The sequence below is a fragment of the Mesorhizobium shangrilense genome (genome assembly GCF_040537815.1).
In the GTDB taxonomy this organism is placed as follows: domain Bacteria; phylum Pseudomonadota; class Alphaproteobacteria; order Rhizobiales; family Rhizobiaceae; genus Mesorhizobium; species Mesorhizobium shangrilense.
Genome location: NZ_JBEWSZ010000001.1, coordinates 4,315,528 through 4,333,001 on the forward strand (window position 1 = coordinate 4,315,528; position 17,474 = coordinate 4,333,001).

A 17,474-nucleotide genomic window follows, 5' to 3' on the forward strand; every position below is an offset into this window, starting at 1 on the left:
GGGGATAGGCCGGCCATGCAGCGTGTCACCCTCGAAAACCTGACGGACTATGCCCGCCATGTGCTCGATATGGCTGTGAGCAACGCCGACAGTTATCCCGTCACCAGCACGGTGCGGCTGCCGGGCCTGAACCTTACCGTGCATGCGGGCCATGGCCCATTGGCGGACGCCGTCGAGCACGCCTTTGTCCGGGCTCCCGATAGCCAAATCCCATCAGAAGAATGCCGCATTTTCGTCGGCCACCCGGGTATCGGCGCCGTTCCTGAACCCGCGGCGTGGGGCCATGAGCATTTCACGCCGCAGTCCTTTGCCAGCAAACTGGCCGATGCCGGGCTGCGCGGCAGCTATTTCTACGATCTGGATTTCTGGCAGTTCTACGATCCGCGCCGGCGCGTCGGCGCCCAGTTGATGAGATCAGCCGACAGTTTTCCGCCTTGGGAGCCAGGGGCGCCACTGCGAGCCTTCCTGCATTGGGAGTATGCGGCGCGCGGCATGCGGCTGGCTCACGCCGGAACCCTGGGCATCGATGGCAGGGGCATTCTGCTCGCCGGCGCGGGCGGGTCCGGGAAATCTGGAACGGTCGTCGCCGGATTACTCAATGGACTGGACAGTGTCGGTGACGACTATGTGTTGGCGGACATAGCCGGCGGCGTGGCCGCCTATCCATTGTTTGCTACGCTCAAGCAGGATCCCAAAGGCTTCAGGCGACTGGGGTTGCAGCACAGGTTGAAGTCACAAGGCCCGCTAAACTGGCAGGGGAAGCATCAGTTTCTTCTGGAAAATATCGCGGTGCAAACAACGCCTGCACGTCTGGACATTGTTGCATTGTTGGTGCCAAGTATCGGCGGGGGTGGGGCAAGCTCGATAATGCCGGTATCGCGAAAGGATGCCATGATTGCCTTGGCGCCATCTGGCATTGCCCAGATGCCGGGCGAACGGGAAAGCGGCTTCCGCTTTTTCAGCGAGTTGACGCGCCTTCTGCCGTGCTACCGGTTGTCTCTTGGGACACAGCCCGAGGAGATCGCAAGCACGATTTCGGAATTCCTGGCGCGAGGCAATTCATGAAGCTCAGCGTGATCATGCCGGTCTACAATCGCGAGCGTTATGTCGTCCCTGCCCTGCGATCCCTGCTGAGGCAACGCGACGCCGCCGACCTCGACATCATCGTCATCGACGACGGCTCGACCGACGGATCGGCCAAGGCGGTGCGCGCGATGATGGACGAGGCACCATGCATCCGCCTCTTCCAGCAAACCAACAAGGGTGTCGCCAGGGCGCGCAACCATGGGCTGAGGCAATTACTTCCGCAAACCGAGTTCATATCGTTTCTAGACTCCGACGACATTTCGCCAGCCGGACGCTTCAAGGCCGACCTTGGCCGCTTCGAGGCCGATCCCAGTCTTGAACTGACTTATTCGCTGATCAAGCTGGTCGACAGCATGGATGATGAGGCGCTGGAGCCGGCGGCCAACACCCGGTCGTTGACCGTCCGGGGGCTCTCCTTGAGCGCTGGGATATTCACCCGGAAGCTGGTCGATCGAACCGGTGGCTTCGACGAGGCGTTCAGCCAGGCCGAAGACACCGACTACTTGCTGCGAATCTTTGAAAGCGGCGCGAGGTTCGTCATGCCCGATACCGTGGCGACCTACTACAGGCGCCACCCCGGCAACATGACCAAGGCGCGGGACGTTCCGCTTCGCGAGTATTTGCGCGCCATCCACAAATCGATGAGCCGGCGCAAGGCGAATCCATCGCTGCGCATGGTCGAGGGTATCTTCGACCTCAGGGATTCCGCCGGTTGGCGTTTCATGTGACATGGTCGATGATGGGATGATTGATGCCGGGACCGTGGCTTGGGCGGACGGGGCAATCACGGCAAATCCCCTGATGCGAGACGGCTGATGAAGCTCAGCGTGATCATGCCGGTCTACAATCGCGAAAAATATGTCGGCTCGGCGCTACGCTCATTGCTGAGGCAGCGCGATGCCGCCGATCGCGCTGGCAAGCGTGGTCGGAATGGCCGACAGGGCCGGCTGCGGCAATCCACGCCCGAGATCGTCTGGCGCGGCCGATCGATCAGGCATGCAGCGGCGGCAGCGCCGGCGCCGTTCGTATTTTCGCAAGCCGTCCCCCACCCGGAGACGACGGGAGACGTCATGCTGGACCTCGTCGTCAGGATCGGCGTTCCTCCGGTACGGCGGCGCATCGAAATGGAGATCAATGCCGCCAGCCGCCATGTCGCCCGCCTGCGGTCGATGGCCATAAGCCGCTCAGGCAAGGAGAGGGTGCTGCATTTCCGCGGCAAGGTCACGCTGGACGGCGCGCGGCAAGCGTTCGTGCTCGAGGCCAGGCCAGCCCGCCAGTTTCGCGAATGGAACGATGAGGCGACCGTCGCCGCCTACGGCGCACTGCCCTTTCAGTTGCTGTCGGCGAAGTTCTCGCCCGCCTGATTGGCAAAGGCGAGTTTCAGGGTCAGACGCCATAGCGCTCGGTGCGGATGATATCGGCTGGAACATCGGCGTCGATCAGCGCCTGCGCGGCGGTCGACACAAATGAGTTCGAGCCGCAGACGAAGGCCAGTTTCGGCGGCTCGGGAAGCCGCGCCATGGATTGCACCGCCATTGAGGCGTCGATGCGTCGCGAGTAATCCGACGGACGCCGGGCTGCCTCGCGCGTCAGTGTCAGCACCAGTTGAAAGCCATCCATGCGGTCATCAAGACGGATCAACTCGTCGCGAAATATGACCTCGTCCCAGACACGGGCGGAAAACATCAGGGCGACCGGCACCGGCGACTTGCGCGCGGCGCGATGACGGATCATCGCCGCCAACGGCACAACGCCGGACCCGCCGCCGACCAGCAGAAGCGGGCCGCCGTCGCTGTCGGACCAGACGAAATATCCGCCAAGCGGTCCGCGCAATTCGATCTCGTCGCCCACCGCCGCGACATCGTGGAAGAAGGGCGAGACCTCGCCATCGTCCAGTCTTTCAATGGCCAGTTCGATGGCTTTGCCCGCTTCCGGCGCGGATGCAATGGAGTAGGAACGGCGCGCCTGATAGCCGTCCGGCGCCGTCAGCCTGACATCGACATGCTGCCCGGCGCGATAGGTGAAGGGACGCGACGGCTGGATGAAGAAGCTGGTGACGCGTGGCGTGCGCTTGCGGATGCCGGTGATGGTGGCTGTCTGCCAGGGCGATTGCGCGGCCAGTTCGCCGCTCATGGGTCGCTCGTATAGCGCTGCTCGCGCCAGGGATCCCCGTAAATGTGGTACCCGCGCAATTCCCAGAAGCCCGGCTCATCGCGTTGGGTGAACTGCAGCCCGTTCACCCATTTGGCCGATTTCCAGAAATAGAGATGTGGAACGAGCAGCCGTGCGGGTCCGCCATGGTCTGGCGTGATCGGCTTGCCTTCATAGAACAACGCCACCATCGCCTTGCCGGCCACGAGATCCTTTGTCGGCACATTGGTGGAATAGCCGTCGAAGGAAAGTGCCAGCGTGAAGGCGGTTGGCGGCTCGATCCCGGCATCGCCCAGAATGTCGTCGACCAGCACGCCCTGCCACGGCGTGTCGAACTTCGTCCAGGCGGTAACGCAATGGATGTCGCGCGTCATCTTGCTCAGGGGCAAGGCATTGAACTCCGCCCAGTTCCATTTCTTGATCGGCCGGGGGCCGTGTTTCAGCGTGAACGACCAGTCCTGCGTACGCACGCGCGGCGTTGGCCCGGCCGACAGGACCGGAAAGCCCTGTTCGAGATACTGTCCGGGCGGGATGCGCCCATCGTTGCCGGTGGGAGGCCGCCGTCCGGAAAAGCCGCGGGTGATCATCGAGACACTCCGTTTGCTTCGGCCGTCCTACGGCCTTCGGCAGTGTTCTCGAAGATGCGATGGCAGGCAACAAGATTCGTCGGCCCGGACCGGGGCAAGCCTGCCAAGGGATTGGCAGGCTTGCCCCGGTCCGGGTTGCATCAGCGCCTGGCATCAGCCATTGGCGAAAGGCACCGCGACGAATATCTGCGCGCCGCCACGCTCCACCAGCAACAGCACCGACTTCTTGCCGGATTTGCCGGCCTGCGCGATCGCCTGGGTCACTTGCCGGGCGGTCTTCACCGGGGCCTGATTGACGGCGATGATGATGTCGCCGGTCTGGATGCCCGCGGCCGATGCGGTCTTGTCGGGATTGACGGCCGCGACGATGGCGCCGTGTTGATTGACCGGGAGGTTCATCGCCTGGCGGATGTCGGGTGTGATGTCCATTAAGCCAAGGCCGATGGCGGGAGACCGAAGCCCCTGCTCGACCGATGGCGTGCCGGAATCGTCCAGCGAAGCGGTCTTGACGTCATCTCCGTTGCTGCCGACATCGACGGAAATCGCCATGTCCTTGCCGTTGCGCCAGATGTCGAGCGTTTCCTTGGCACCGGGCGAGACGTCAGCCACGGCACGCGACAGGTCCTTGGGGTCCTTTATCTCCTGACCGGCAAAGCTGGTGATGACGTCACCAGTCTCCACGCCGGCCTTGGCGGCAGGCGAGCCGTCATTGACCTGGGAAACCAGGGCGCCGCTGGAATGATCGAGCCCGATCGCACTGGCCACGTCGGGTGTCACAGGCTGAATCTGGACACCCAGGTAGCCATACTGGATCGAGCCGTCCTTCATCAGCTTGGCGACCACCTTCTGCGCCTGGTCGGACGGGATGGCGAAGCCGACACCGACGCTGCCGCCATTCGGCGAATAGATCGCCGTGTTGACGCCGACGACATCGCCGTTCACATCCACCAGCGGACCACCGGAATTGCCGTGATTGATCGGCGCGTCGATCTGGATGAAGTCGTCAAACGGGCCGCTGTGCAGATCGCGGCCACGCGCCGAAACGATGCCGGCGGTGACGGTGGTGCCGATGCCGAAAGGATTGCCGATGGCGAGCACCTGGTCGCCCGTCATCAGCTTGTCGGAATCACCCCATTTGACGGTTGGCAGAGGCTTGTCGGCCTTGATCTTGAGGACCGCGAGGTCATTCTTGGCATCGCGACCGACCAGTGTGGCGGGGAGCTCGGTGCCGTCGTCGAGCGTGACCTTGATCGATACCGCGCCGTCGACGACGTGGTTGTTGGTGACAATGGTGCCGTCAGCGGCAACGATGAAGCCCGAACCGAGGGCCTCGGCGCGCTGCGCCTGCTCCTGCGGCGGCGTTTTGGGCGACCGGCGCCCTTGATCACCAAAGAACTGGTGGAAATATTGGTCAAACGGGTTGCCGTTGGACGGCGTGTCGTCGCTCGTGTCGGAAGGCTGAGCCTTCATGAGGGCGGTGACCGTCACCACCGCCGGCTTATCGGTCGCCACGATGGGCGCGAACGAGCCGTTGGGAGCCGCCACGCCGGCGACAGGTGTCATTGTCGCGGCCTGGGCATGATTGGTGGCCCTGAGAGCCGAGACAGCCAAGGGGCTTACGATCAGCGCGGCGCCCAACAATGCGGCGACGCGATGTCTGCGTAGAATGTTAAGAGATGACATGGTCGTTGTCCGAGCGAGAAACGGGTTGGGCGCCGTGGCATATCCCTTCCGGAATCGCCCATTCGGCTGTCGACGCTCGGGGTTGCCGGTCTCGCTTTTCGCGGCAACCGATGGGGTCGACGAATTTGAATCTAGTGCGCGGGTGGGCGAGAATTAGGCCTTCAAGCCATGTTACAAAGATTTAATTCTTTTCTGGTGGACCGCAACCGGGCTCCTGTTCATCCCGAAAAGCTGAAGTTCACGTTTAACTGATCGACGCTTGAACGCCAGCGCAGGGCAACGGGACAAAATCGCAGTCGATGTTCACGCTGCACCAGACGAATTTGATTGGTCTGAAAATTATATTTTCTTAATCGCCAGCCACAACTTTGCGATACACGAGATCTACAGCAACGCAACCGTCGACATAGCCAGAACACCGGAGCCTTCCAGACGAAAACAAAACCTGCAGCTACGATGCCTGTTCCTGCGCCTCGGCCCTATTGGCGGTGCGCGCAACCGACCAGCCGAGCAGCGCCGCTGAAAGCAGCACCAGCGACGCGATCAGGAAGGACAGGCCGGGATAGGGCAGCGGCGAATCCTCACTGATGGAAAAGGCATAGACCGCGCCGAAGAACAGCGGTGAGGCAACGCCAGCGATGCTTGCCACGCTCATCGTGGCACCCTGCAACTGGCCTTGCTCGGATTCGGAAACATGCTGCGTCATCAGCGACTGCAGGGTTGGCATGGCGAGGCCCCACAGCGCGTTCGGCAGCATGGCAAGCGTGAACATGAGGCCCGTCGGCGCCAGACCCATCAGCGCAATGCCGATGGCGCCGCCGAACAGGCCGAAGACCATGGTGGCGCGATCGCCGAAGCGCTTGACCACCCGGCTCACCAGCAGCCCCTGCACGATCATGTCGAGCACGCCGACCATGGCCAGCAAGACGCCGACTTCCCAGGCATGCCAGTTGTAACGATAGGCGGCGTAGAGAACGAACACCGCCGAAAAGACGTGATGGGCAAAGTGCAGAAGGAAGGTGACAGCGGCGAGGCCCGAAAGCTCCGGATGCGAGCGCAGCAGCACCATGGCGCCGAACGGATTGGCGCGGCGCCAAGAAAACGCCATGCGCTTTTCGGGCGCCAGCGATTCCGGCAGGACGAGTAATCCATAGAGGAAAGCGAGGCCGCTCATGCCGGCGGCGACCCAGAACGGCGCGCGCGGCGAGATTTCGCCGAGAAAGCCACCAAGCAGCGGCCCCGCGACGAAACCGGCGCTGAAGGCCGCGCCGATCATGCCATAGGCCTTGGCACGTCCTTCCGGCGGCGTGATGTCAGCCATGTAGGCGAACACCGTGGTGAAGCTGGAAGAGGTGATGCCGGCAACGATGCGGCCGAGCGCCAGCCACCAAAGGTTCGGCGCCAGCGCCATCAACACATAGTCGGCCGAAAGGCCGATGGTCGACAACAAGATCACCGGCCGCCTGCCATATTTGTCGGACAGCGAGCCGATGACCGGCGAGGCGACGAACTGCATGCCGGCCCACAGCGCCACGAACACCCCGTTGATCCAGCCGGCATTGGCATTCGAGCCGGCGAACTCCTCGATCAGCGACGGCAGCACCGGGATGATGATGCCCATCGCCACGATGTCGAGCACCGCGGTGACGAAGATGAAGGCGATGGCCGCCTGGCGTTTGGAACCGGATACAATGGACATGGCAAGGCTCTTTTCGGGAGCGGCGCTTATACAGATGTCAAACGCCCATGGCCACCATGCGCCGGCCATTCTGCCGACCACTCCTGACATCGCAGTGGCAGCCATGCCGGGGAGCGGTTCTGCCGCTAGGCGTCGTCCTCGCCGGTTTTGCGCAAATAGCTGGCCGCGATCTCGCGCATTCGTTTGCCGTCGAAGCTTGGGCCGTGGCCGCCATGGCCGATGCGGATCGGCAGGTCGAGCAGCCGCTGCATCGTGCGGCGATAGGCGGCCCGGTCGGAATCCGGCAAGCTGTCGATCAGCGTGTCGTCGTAGATGGCGTCACCGCTGAAGAACAGCCCGTCGGCCTCGTCGAACAGAGCGATCGAATCCGGGGAATGACCGGGCAGATGCAGCACGCGGAATTGCCGGTCGCCGAGATCGATCACGTCGCCTTCGTCGAGGATGCGCGTCAGCGGCGCGGGCGGAATCACATAGTCGGCTGCCTTCCAGCCCGGCGCCGGCAGTTTCGAGACGGCACCTTCGAGATCATGGAACATGTAGGCATAGGTCACGGCATCATCCATGCTGTCGAATTGACCAGCGCTTTGCCGTGGTCCGGCGCGCAGCGGGAATTCATGCAGCGAGCCGACATGGTCGAGATGGATGTGGGTGGCGACGACCAGCAGCGGCTTGCCTGCTGGCGTCTCGATCTCGGGTGCCAGCGGGCAGATGCCCATGCCGGTGTCGACCAGCAGGTCGACGTCGCGGCCGCGCAGATGCCAGATATTGGCGCGCACGTATTCATGCACGAATGGCTCGGTCAGCATCGTCGTCCTGTCGTCGACGCTGCTCTTGCTGAACCAGTCCATCAGACGAACGGCTTTCCGACCTTGTATTTTTCAGGCACCAGCCGCTTGAAATAGGCCCTGCCGGTATCGGACAGCTGATGGACGTCCGGCTTCATGAAATCATCGGGCATGTGACGTGTCTTGCCGGCTACATTCTCGAGCGGCACTTTCTTCAACACCGTTTTCGTGCCGTCATATTGCAGCGCCACCGAGCCGCCGCCCTGTTCCGCGACGGTGATGGCAAAGGCGCCGGCATCGAAGGCTTCCTGCGCGTCGACAGCACCGATGGCGCCGACATTGCCGCGCGGCATGTAGCCGAGCGCATCGACGCGTGCGCGCTTGCCCGGCAGGCCCTCGGCCAGCGCACGCTCCAGTGCGGCCGGCAGATCGCTGCCCGACAGTTTCAAATTGCCGTGCTGGTCGCGTTCCAGCTTCTCAGGCGGCACCAGGCTCTCGACAAGTGCCTTGCCATCGGCGGTGCTGACGCCTTCCGAGACGGCGACGATGCAACGCTTGTGACGGTCCATCGTGGCGCGGACATCGTCGATGAAGCCGGAGGGAGAAAACGGACGCTCCGGCACGTAGATCAGATGCGGGCCGCTGTCGCGGTCGAGCTGCCATGCGGCGGCGGCCGCCGTCAGGAAGCCGGCGTGGCGGCCCATGACGATGCCGACATAGATGCCCGGCAGAGCGCGGAAATCGAGATCGACGGACAGGAAGGCGCCGGCGACGAATTCGGCCGCCGACATGAAGCCCGGCGTATGGTCGTTTTCCTCGAGATCGTTGTCGATGGTCTTGGGCGCATGGACGAAGGCGATCTTGCCGCCGGCGGCGTCGGTCAGGATCTGCTGCGTGCCCGACGTGTCGTTGCCGCCGATATAGATGAAGGCGTCGGCGCCGACCTTCTTGAGGCCGGCGAGGACGAGTTCGCAATAGGCGGCGTCCGGCTTGTCGCGCGTCGAGCCGAGGGCTGCGCTCGGCGTCCCGGCGATCAACCGCAGGCGATCCTCGGGGACGGCGGAGAGATCGACATAGTTGCCGTCACGGATGCCGCGCACACCGTGCAGGGATCCCAGAACCTTGGCGCCGGGATGCCGCTTGCGCACCTCCAGTGCCGCCCCCACCACGGTCTGGTTGATGACGGCGGTCGGGCCGCCGCCTTGCGCGATGACAAAAGTTCCGGACATTGTTCAGGCCTCCCGGGCGGTGGGTTTCCCGCCACATTCGCCTGTCTTGCGCCATCGCGCAACGGGAGAAACGAGAGCATGATCGCGAAAACCCGGAACCGGTTTTCGCGAAAAAGTTCATGCTCAAACAAAAAGATAGGGCCGCCGCACGCGGCGGCCAGCAGGTCACATGACGACGACCGGGTTCTTCTTGGACACGCGGCTGTAGAGGTCGATGATGTCCTGGTTGATCAGGCGCACGCAGCCTGACGACATGGCCTGGCCGATGCTCCACCATTCGGGCGAACCGTGGATGCGATAACCCGTGTCCTTGCCGTTCTGGTAGATGTAGAGCGCACGCGCGCCGAGCGGATTGGTCAGGCCCCCGGGCTGGCCGCCCTGCCACTTCACCAGTTCCGGCTTGCGTGCGATCATTTCCGGCGGCGGCGTCCAGGTCGGCCATTCCCTGCCGTACTGGATGTTGGCGCGGCCGGACCAGCGGAAGCCGTCCTTGCCGATGCCGACGCCGTAGCGGATCGCGTCACCGCCGGGCTGCACCAGATAAAGCATGCGCTCCTGAAGATGGACGACGATGGTGCCGGGCTGCTCGCCGGTCGGATCGACGACGATCTGGCGGCGGAACTCCGGCTTGACCTTGAGATAGGGCACCTCGGGCACGTTGAAGCCGCCATCGGTCATGGCGGCATACATGAGGTCGGGGCTGGTGACGTGCTTGTCGACGCTGATGCTCGGGCGCATGGGCCGCACGGAACCGGTGACGGTGTCGTCTAGCTGCAGCGCTGACAGACCACCGCCTCCGCCCGAAGTCGAGCAGCCGGCGACGCCGAGCAGGGCGAATGCACCGGCCCCGGACAGGACGGCGCGGCGGGAAAGGCGATTTTCGGTTTCGATTGCGTCGCCGTTTCGCGGCGGCGTCAGACCTTGCGGCAACTCACGCATATACCAAACCCTACGCTATCGGCGGGAAGCACGGTCCGGCCGGATATCGGGCATTTTCAACAATCATGGTTGATAAAGGGTGAAGGCCTTGCGTTTCCTGCATTCGCGCGGATGAGCATGGGCTCTGACCGAGCAATCCGCCCGTCGAACGACTCATCCCGCACAAAATGACCTCCGTCAGGTCATAATCCCGGCGCGGGCAAGCCCTACCCCTCGGACCGCGATCGAGGGGAAATCATGTGCAAGACGTTAATGACAGACATCAAGCTTTTTGCGGCTGCCATCATCGCCGCCGCCGTGGTTCTCGGTGCCAATGTCAGCCTGGCCGATATGGTGGGCGCGATCAGCGGCGTGAACTGACGCCGACCTCGCCTTGGCGAAATTAATACTTTCGCCTCTTTACATTCTCCCGGGCCCGAGGATTTATCCTTTTCTTTAACCCTAGGGAGACAGACATGTCCTTCGAAAACTGGGCCGCTTTCGCCGCCGCGTCGACGATCCTTCTCATCATTCCAGGCCCGACCATTCTGCTGGTGGTGTCCTATGCGTTGGGCCAGGGCTGGCGCACCGCGCTGCCAATGGCTGTCGGCGTGGCGCTCGGCGACTTCACCGCGATGACATTGTCGATGCTGGGCATCGGTGCGTTGCTGGCCGCCTCGGCCACCGTGTTCACGGTGCTGAAGCTGATCGGCGCCGGCTATCTGATCTATCTCGGCATAAAACTGTTTCGTGCCGGTGGCACGCTCAAGGCCGAACCGCGCACCGATGCGGTATCCTCCGCGAAGATGATGGCGCATGCCTGGCTGGTGACGGCGCTCAACCCCAAGAGCATCACCTTCTTCGTCGCCTTCCTGCCGCAATTCCTCGACCGGCACGCCAATTTCTGGACGCAGATGGCGATCTTCGAGACGACCTTCCTGGCGCTCGCCTTCGCCAATGCCTTCGGCTACGCGCTGGTCGCGGCGCGCGCCCGCAATGTCGTGCGCAACCCCAAGGCGATCCGCATCTTCAACCGCACCGGCGGCTCGCTGCTGGTCGGCGCCGGCATCGCCACGGTGGCGATGCGTTCGGGGAATTGAGGTTAGGTTTATGAAACGTGGGGGCTGCCCCTCACCTGCCTGCCGGCACCCTCTCCCCGTATAGTGACGGGGAGAGGGACGCTGTCGTCTACGATTTCGCCAATCACCAACGTTGCAGAAGTCGTGCCGAGGTTGCGGCCAGTCCCCTTCTCCCTGTCACTATACGGGGAGGAGTGCCCGGCAGGGCGATGAGGGGCGGCACCAACCTTGGGTGTCATCGCGAAAACTGCCATCGCAAACCGGCATTATCCTGGTATCAGGACCCCGCCTCACCATTTGACGCTGAAGCCCAGATTGCCTTCGAGGATGCGTCGCCTGTCGCCGCCGAGATTGGTGGTGTAGTCGCCGGTGGCGAAGACGCTGACCTTGTCGGTTACCTTGGCGATCATGCCGCCGCCGAACTCGAACGAGGTTGACCTGCCCTCGGTCGAGATATCGGTTGTATCGAATGTAACGCGGTCGGTACCGCCGAAATCGTGCCACAGATTGGCTTTCAGGTAGGGCTGCAGGGCGATGCCATTCATGGTCGCTTCGCCTTGCAGCCTGAGGCCCAGCCTGCCGGTCACGCTATCGTCGAGATTGAAGGAAACCGACGAGAACCGATCCCTGGCATCGTCGAGCGACAGATGCTGCCAGACCAGTTGCGCCTGCGGTTCGAGGGTCCAGCCCTGCGCCAGCGCAACGGGATAGCCGCCTTCCAGCGACGCCGTGATGCCCGTTCCACTGACATCGATGCCGATGTCGCGCGATGAGCTCGCGTTGCCGCTGAAGAAGGTACCCATGACGACACCGTCCAGATACCAGCCGGTCGGGCCGATGCGGGTCCAGTAACCGCCGACGCTGGTGCCGCTGAGGTCGATGCTCCCCACCGACAGATTGTTCCATCCCAGCGCCTGGCCATGCACGTCGCCGTTCATGCTGCCATAGGCGATGAACAGGCCGGCACGGTCGACCACACCCGACGCGGTTTCCCTGCCAAATGCGTCGAACCCTGTCTGGAAGCCCAACAGCGTGCCGTCAAAGGACGGCGAGACCGTGCCTGACCAGTTCATCTTGGCGTCCTGCCCGAAAATGCGTCCCCAGACCGGCGACAATTCGGTGTTCGACAGCAGGCTCTGCTCGCCGCGCCGCTCATGGAAGGTGCCGAGCGTCGTCATCGCCAGATGCTCGGCCACCGGCGGCACCGCGGAATAGACGGGCACCTCGATGCGGTAGAGCGGGATCTCGGCTGCTAACACCGCGGTCGCGCCGGGCGTCGGCGGTGCCGGCTGGACGGGCGGCGGGCCTGGCAGCGTCGGGACGGGAAGATCGGGGCCAGCCGTTGGCGGCGTCGGCGGTGGCGGTGGCGGGTCCGCCGGGGGAGCCGGCGGAGGTGGCGGTGGCCCTTGCGGCACCGGATCGCCGGCCTGTACCGGCGCTGTGGGGTCGACCGGCGGATTGTTGATGTCGCCATCGGTCGGAAGCGGTGTCGATGGCAATGTCGACGGTGGCGGCGGCGGCGCGGTTTCCGGCGGCACGGGCGTCAAAGGCGCTGTCGGCTCGAGCGGCGGCGGCGCCGGAGCCGGCGGGGCCGGCGTCGTCAGCGTCGAGCGCAGGTACCAGTTCTCCGCGCTGCCGTCGCTGACGCCGCCCTTGAAAAGGTAATATTCAAAGGCGCCGGCGGCGACCGGCGCATCGAGCGCGAATGTCGTGGCGCCGGACGTGGCGCCGTTGATGGCCTGGACGACCATGATGCCGTCCTGCGTCGTCGACGCGCCGGCACCACCGACATTGACGACGGAGATGCCAGTCGAGCCGGATGCTGTTCCGCCCGACAGCACCAGCCTGTCCGAGGCGGAGGAATCGTTGCCGAGCACTGTCTGGACGAGAAGCAGGCCGCCCATCCCGACATAGTTGCCGGAAATCGTCAGCCGATCCGTGGCGCCGGTGCCGCCATTGGTCAGGTCGATGCGGCCGGCATTGGTGACCGTCGTCAGCTGGCCAGCTGTAAAGGCCTGGATCGACGCGTTGAAGCCGCCGCCGAACAGCGTGCTCGATGCATCGACCTTGAGCGCGCCTGTGCCCGTGCCGCTGTCGCCGAGCACCAGATTGCCGTCCAGCGTCAGTTCGGTGTCATTGGTGGCGTTGATGCTTTCCCAGTTCTGGACCCGGCTGATCCGGTCCAGCTTGACATTGTCGAAGGTCAGCGTGTCGGTGCCAAGGCCGCCGGTTATTGCAACAGTGCCGCCCAGATTGGCGTTGGTAAGGTTGCTGAGCCTGGCGGTGTCGTTGTCGGGGCCGAGGTCAACCGTGCCGTAGATGATGCCGCCGCCGTTCCAGACGAATGTGTCGGTGCCGAAACTCATCAGCACATCGCCACCAACCGTGCCGCCGGTCACCGTGACGCTGTCATTGCCGCCGCTGACGCTGATGTTGCCGCCAATGGTGCCGCCCGAGAGGATGATCGTGTCGTCATCGAAACCGGTGACGAGATTGCGGTCGATCGTGCCGCCCGACATGTTGAAGTAGTTCTTGTCGAGCTTCATGTTGACGCGACCAATGCGGCCGCCGGTCATGACAGCATAGTCGCCATCGTCGAAGAAATCGACGATGCGCCCGCCCGACATGAAGAAGGTATCGAGGCCGTCACCCTGGTTGAGCGAGCCGATCTGGCCGCCGGTCATCCTGAAATCGTCGATGCCAGCGCCCTGCTGGACATTGCCGGCAACCGTGCCCGCGCCGATGACAAAGAAGTCGTTCCCACCGCCCTGGTCGACGGCGCCGGTGATGGTGCCGGATTGCATATCGATGTGGTCGGAGCCGCTGCCGAAGGTGACGTTGCCGCTCAACGTTCCGGTGCCACCAGCAGGAAATGTCAGTGTGTTGTTACCGCTCGTATCGGTGAGACTGCCGCCTGAATCGCCACTGTCGCAGGTGAACGTGTCATTTCCGGCCGTCGGGCTCAGCACGCAGGCCGCCAGGGTCGCGGAATTGGGCAGCAAAACCAGCGCCGTGGAGGCGAGAAGGACAGAGACCCAAGGATTAAACGATCGTATCTTCCCTCGCCTTGAAACAACTACATTAGCAACTTCTTCCAAACCGCCATTTGGAAGCCGATCTTCAGATTGCCGCATCGCGTTCCTCGCAGTCGCGATTACAAGCTCCCCACCCTCTGCCGCAATGAAGTCATAATTCGCCTCGTTTTACAAAGCCTAATCACAAACTTATGGTTGATACACTGCGAAGAAGACTGGATAGACCTGCATGGTGGCTGGTCCAGATCCTGTTTGCCGCTCCGACCGCCCCTGCCCTATAGTCGTGGCCCGGATATGAATGGGCAGTCGAAGGGCATGGCATGACGATCAGGAGTGCATTTCCTCCGGTGTTCTCGGGCGCGACGCAAACCAGCCTGTCCTCGTACGGCCAGGCTCTCCACGAGTTGCAATGTTTCGTCGGCGACCCCGTCGGTTCCGTCGACCACGCCATTGCCGATGCGCCGGGGTTCGTCATGGCGCATGTGCTGAAGGGCTATCTGTTCGGGCTCGCCACGGAGCGCGATGCGATGGTCGTAACCGCCGCGTGCCACGCGGCAGCGCTCCCCCTGGCCGCTTCGACGCATGAGCGGGCGCATGTCGCCGCGCTCGGACATCTCGCCAAAGGGCATTGGCACGAGGCGTCCCGCCTTCTCGAGGATATCACCATCGAGCACCCGCTCGACGCGCTGGCGCTGCAGGTGGGGCACCAGATCGATTTCTTCACCGGCGATGCCCGCATGCTGCGCGACCGCATCGGCCGCGCATTGCCGTCATGGCAAAACGGCATGCCCGGCTACCACGCCATTCTCGGCATGCAGGCCTTCGGGCTGGAGGAAATGGGCGACTATGCCCGCGCCGAAAAGTTCGGCCGGACCGCGATCGAGATCGAGCCGCGCGACGGCTGGGCGCAGCATGCAGTGGCGCACGTCATGGAAATGCAAAGCCGGCAAAGGGACGGCATTGCCTGGATGCGCGCCAATCCCGACGCATGGACGCAGGAAAGCTTCCTGCAAGTGCACAATTGGTGGCACCTGGCGCTTTTCCACTACGATCTCGGCGAGGTCGACGAGGCGCTGGCGCTCTATGACGGCCCGATATACGGCAAGCGTTCGACGCTGGCGCTCAACATGGTCGATGCCTCGGCAATCCTGTGGCGGCTGCAGCTCGGCGGCGTCGATGTCGGCGACCGCTGGGCAACGCTTGCCGCCAATTGGGCGCCGAAGGCCAGCGCCGGCAACTACGCCTTCAATGATGCCCACGCGATGATGGCCTTTGTCGGCGCGGGGCTCGAAGCGCTGGCTCAAACCCTTCTTCAGGCGCAGCACGAAGCCATGCTGGGCGGCGACGACAACGCCGCGTTCACCCGGGATGTCGGCCATCCCCTCACCCTGGCCATCAAGGCATTCGGAAGCGGCGACTACCAGGAGACGGTGCGGCGGATCAGGCCGATCCGGGCAATCGCCCATCGCTTCGGTGGCAGCCACGCGCAGCGCGACGTCATCGACCTGACATTGATGGAAGCGGCATTGCGGTCGGGCGACAGGGCCCTGGCGAGCGCGCTTGCCGCTGAACGCGCATTGGCGCGGCCAGACAGCCCATTGTCGGTTCTGTTTTCGCGACGCGCGGCCGATTTGTCAGAGAATTGACCTGCGACGTATCTTGTCTTAAAAACTGGCCAAGCCAGATTTTTTCGAGATCCGAAAAAATTGGGCAATGGGAGGAAATGCATGTATCTCGGCCTCGATCTGGGCACGTCAGGTGTCAAGGCGCTGCTTATTGATGCCCGCCAGAGCGTCATCGGTTCCGGCCACGGCTCGCTTGACGTTTCACGGCCGCATCCTGGCTGGTCGGAACAAAATCCCGATCACTGGATCCGCGCCTGCGAAGACGCGATTGCCGAGCTCAAATCATCCCATCCAGGACAACTCGCGGCGGTCAAGGGCATTGGCCTGTCCGGCCAGATGCACGGCGCCACGCTGCTTGACGCCGGCGACAAGGTGCTGCGCCCGTGCATCCTGTGGAACGACACGCGCAGCCACGCGGAAGCCGCCGCGCTCGATGCCGACCCACGTTTCCGCAAGCTCACCGGCAACATCGTTTTTCCTGGCTTCACCGCGCCGAAACTGGCCTGGGTGAAGAACAATGAGCCCGCTGTCTTCACCAGGGTGGCAAAGGTCCTGCTGCCGAAGGATTTCCTGCGGCTCTGGCTCTCCGGCGAGCATATTTCGGAAATGTCGGATTCAGCCGGCACGTCCTGGCTCGATGTCGGCAAACGCAGCTGGTCGTCAGACCTGCTTGCCGCGACATCGCTTGATGAAAAGCACATGCCGTCGCTGGTCGAAGGCACGGACAAGGCCGGCGCGCTGCGCGCCGAGTTGGCGTCGAAATGGGGCATGCAGGCAGGCATTCCGATCGCCGGCGGCGCCGGCGACAATGCAGCCTCGGCCTGCGGCATGGGCACGGTGGGCGCCGGCCATGCCTTCGTTTCGCTCGGCACATCAGGCGTGCTGTTTGCCGCCAACGCCTCCTACCTGCCCAACCCGGCAAGTGCTGTCCACACATTCTGCCATGCCTTGCCCGATACCTGGCACCAGATGGGCGTCATCCTGTCGGCGACCGATTCGCTCAACTGGCTTTCGGAAATCACCGGCAAGGGCGCGGGTGAACTGACCGCCGAACTCGGCGACACACTGCGGGCGCCCACCGGCGTATCCTTCCTGCCCTATCTGTCGGGCGAGCGCACGCCCTACAATGATTCTGCCATTCGCGGCGCGTTTACCGGGCTTGGACATGAATCCAGCCGCGCCGTGCTGACACAGGCCGTGCTTGAGGGCGTGGCCTTCGCCTTCCGGGACAGCCTCGAAGCCCTGGCCAAGGCCGGGACCACGTTGACGCGGGTGACGGCGATTGGCGGCGGCTCGCGCTCGCGCTACTGGCTGAAGGCCATCGCCACCGCCCTGCAAATACCTGTCGACATTCCGGCCGATGGTGATTTCGGCGCCGCCTTCGGTGCGGCCAGGCTTGGCCTGATCGCGGCGACGGGTGCTGATCCTCTCGGCGTCTGCACGGCGCCGGCGACGGACGCCACGATCGACCCGGATGCCGCCCTTGGCGGCGCCTATGCGGATGCCTATCAGCGCTACCGGGCGCTATACCCGGCGATCAAGGGCGCCACGGCGTGAGCGTGGGTTTACCCCCCTCTGGCCTGCCGGCCATCTCCCC

General features: G+C 63.6%; 13 protein-coding genes and 1 pseudogene. 6 read left to right on the forward strand and 8 right to left on the reverse strand.

Annotation, left to right across the window (positions count from 1 at the left end):
• Positions 1 to 15 precede the first annotated feature (15 nt).
• From ABVQ20_RS20860 to ABVQ20_RS20870, 3 genes and pseudogenes are all read left to right on the forward strand, one after another.
• Complete coding sequence (locus tag ABVQ20_RS20860) at positions 16 to 1,065, forward strand: serine kinase (RefSeq protein ID WP_354461363.1); 1,050 nt, start codon at positions 16 to 18, stop codon at positions 1,063 to 1,065.
• Positions 1,062 to 1,814, forward strand: coding sequence for a glycosyltransferase family 2 protein (locus ABVQ20_RS20865; RefSeq protein ID WP_354461364.1), 753 nt, complete (start codon positions 1,062 to 1,064; stop codon positions 1,812 to 1,814). Before ABVQ20_RS20860 ends, ABVQ20_RS20865 begins: the two co-directional genes overlap by 4 nt.
• 87 nt (positions 1,815 to 1,901) lie before the next feature.
• Positions 1,902 to 1,994, forward strand: a pseudogene (locus tag ABVQ20_RS20870) (glycosyltransferase); the annotation flags it as partial.
• 478 nt (positions 1,995 to 2,472) lie between these two features.
• Here ABVQ20_RS20870 and ABVQ20_RS20875 read toward each other — a convergent pair.
• The 7 genes from ABVQ20_RS20875 to ABVQ20_RS20905 all read right to left on the reverse strand — a co-directional run bounded on the left by ABVQ20_RS20875 (position 2,473) and on the right by ABVQ20_RS20905 (position 10,159).
• A complete protein-coding gene (locus ABVQ20_RS20875; RefSeq protein ID WP_354461365.1) occupies positions 2,473 to 3,219 on the reverse strand; it encodes an FAD-binding oxidoreductase in 747 nt (248 codons plus the stop codon).
• Positions 3,216 to 3,824 (reverse strand): molybdopterin-dependent oxidoreductase, encoded by a 609-nt coding sequence (locus tag ABVQ20_RS20880; RefSeq protein WP_354461366.1) that lies wholly within the window; start codon positions 3,822 to 3,824, stop codon positions 3,216 to 3,218. The genes ABVQ20_RS20875 and ABVQ20_RS20880 overlap by 4 nt, the downstream gene beginning before the upstream one ends.
• Before the next feature lie 153 nt (positions 3,825 to 3,977).
• The gene (locus ABVQ20_RS20885; protein ID WP_354461367.1) at positions 3,978 to 5,507 is read right to left on the reverse strand and encodes a DegQ family serine endoprotease; all 1,530 of its coding nucleotides are present in this window, start codon (positions 5,505 to 5,507) and stop codon (positions 3,978 to 3,980) included.
• Between the two features lie 451 nt (positions 5,508 to 5,958).
• Positions 5,959 to 7,206 (reverse strand): TCR/Tet family MFS transporter, encoded by a 1,248-nt coding sequence (locus ABVQ20_RS20890; RefSeq protein WP_354461368.1) that lies wholly within the window; start codon positions 7,204 to 7,206, stop codon positions 5,959 to 5,961.
• Positions 7,207 to 7,331: 125 nt separating this feature from the next.
• The gene (locus ABVQ20_RS20895) at positions 7,332 to 8,054 is read right to left on the reverse strand and encodes an MBL fold metallo-hydrolase (RefSeq protein WP_354461369.1); all 723 of its coding nucleotides are present in this window, start codon (positions 8,052 to 8,054) and stop codon (positions 7,332 to 7,334) included.
• Positions 8,054 to 9,220 (reverse strand): diphosphate--fructose-6-phosphate 1-phosphotransferase, encoded by a 1,167-nt coding sequence (locus ABVQ20_RS20900; RefSeq protein WP_354461370.1) that lies wholly within the window; start codon positions 9,218 to 9,220, stop codon positions 8,054 to 8,056. Before ABVQ20_RS20900 ends, ABVQ20_RS20895 begins: the two co-directional genes overlap by 1 nt.
• A gap of 165 nt (positions 9,221 to 9,385) precedes the next feature.
• A complete protein-coding gene (locus tag ABVQ20_RS20905; RefSeq protein ID WP_354461371.1) occupies positions 9,386 to 10,159 on the reverse strand; it encodes a L,D-transpeptidase in 774 nt (257 codons plus the stop codon).
• A gap of 455 nt (positions 10,160 to 10,614) precedes the next feature.
• Between ABVQ20_RS20905 and ABVQ20_RS20910 the strand changes: the two genes are divergently transcribed.
• Positions 10,615 to 11,238, forward strand: a complete 624-nt coding sequence (locus tag ABVQ20_RS20910; protein WP_354461372.1) for a LysE family translocator — start codon at positions 10,615 to 10,617, stop codon at positions 11,236 to 11,238.
• Between the two features lie 269 nt (positions 11,239 to 11,507).
• Here the strand turns inward: ABVQ20_RS20910 and ABVQ20_RS20915 are convergent, their stop codons facing one another.
• Positions 11,508 to 14,351 (reverse strand): autotransporter family protein, encoded by a 2,844-nt coding sequence (locus tag ABVQ20_RS20915; RefSeq protein WP_354461373.1) that lies wholly within the window; start codon positions 14,349 to 14,351, stop codon positions 11,508 to 11,510.
• A gap of 221 nt (positions 14,352 to 14,572) precedes the next feature.
• Here ABVQ20_RS20915 and ABVQ20_RS20920 point away from each other — a divergent pair, with 221 nt between their 5' ends.
• Both ABVQ20_RS20920 and xylB read left to right on the forward strand, forming a co-directional pair.
• Positions 14,573 to 15,898 (forward strand): tetratricopeptide repeat protein, encoded by a 1,326-nt coding sequence (locus ABVQ20_RS20920; protein WP_354461374.1) that lies wholly within the window; start codon positions 14,573 to 14,575, stop codon positions 15,896 to 15,898.
• An 81-nt stretch (positions 15,899 to 15,979) separates the two neighbouring features.
• Positions 15,980 to 17,434: a xylulokinase gene (gene xylB, locus ABVQ20_RS20925; protein WP_354461375.1), complete on the forward strand. Its 1,455-nt coding sequence runs from the start codon at positions 15,980 to 15,982 to the stop codon at positions 17,432 to 17,434.
• The last annotated feature ends 40 nt before the right edge of the window (positions 17,435 to 17,474 follow it).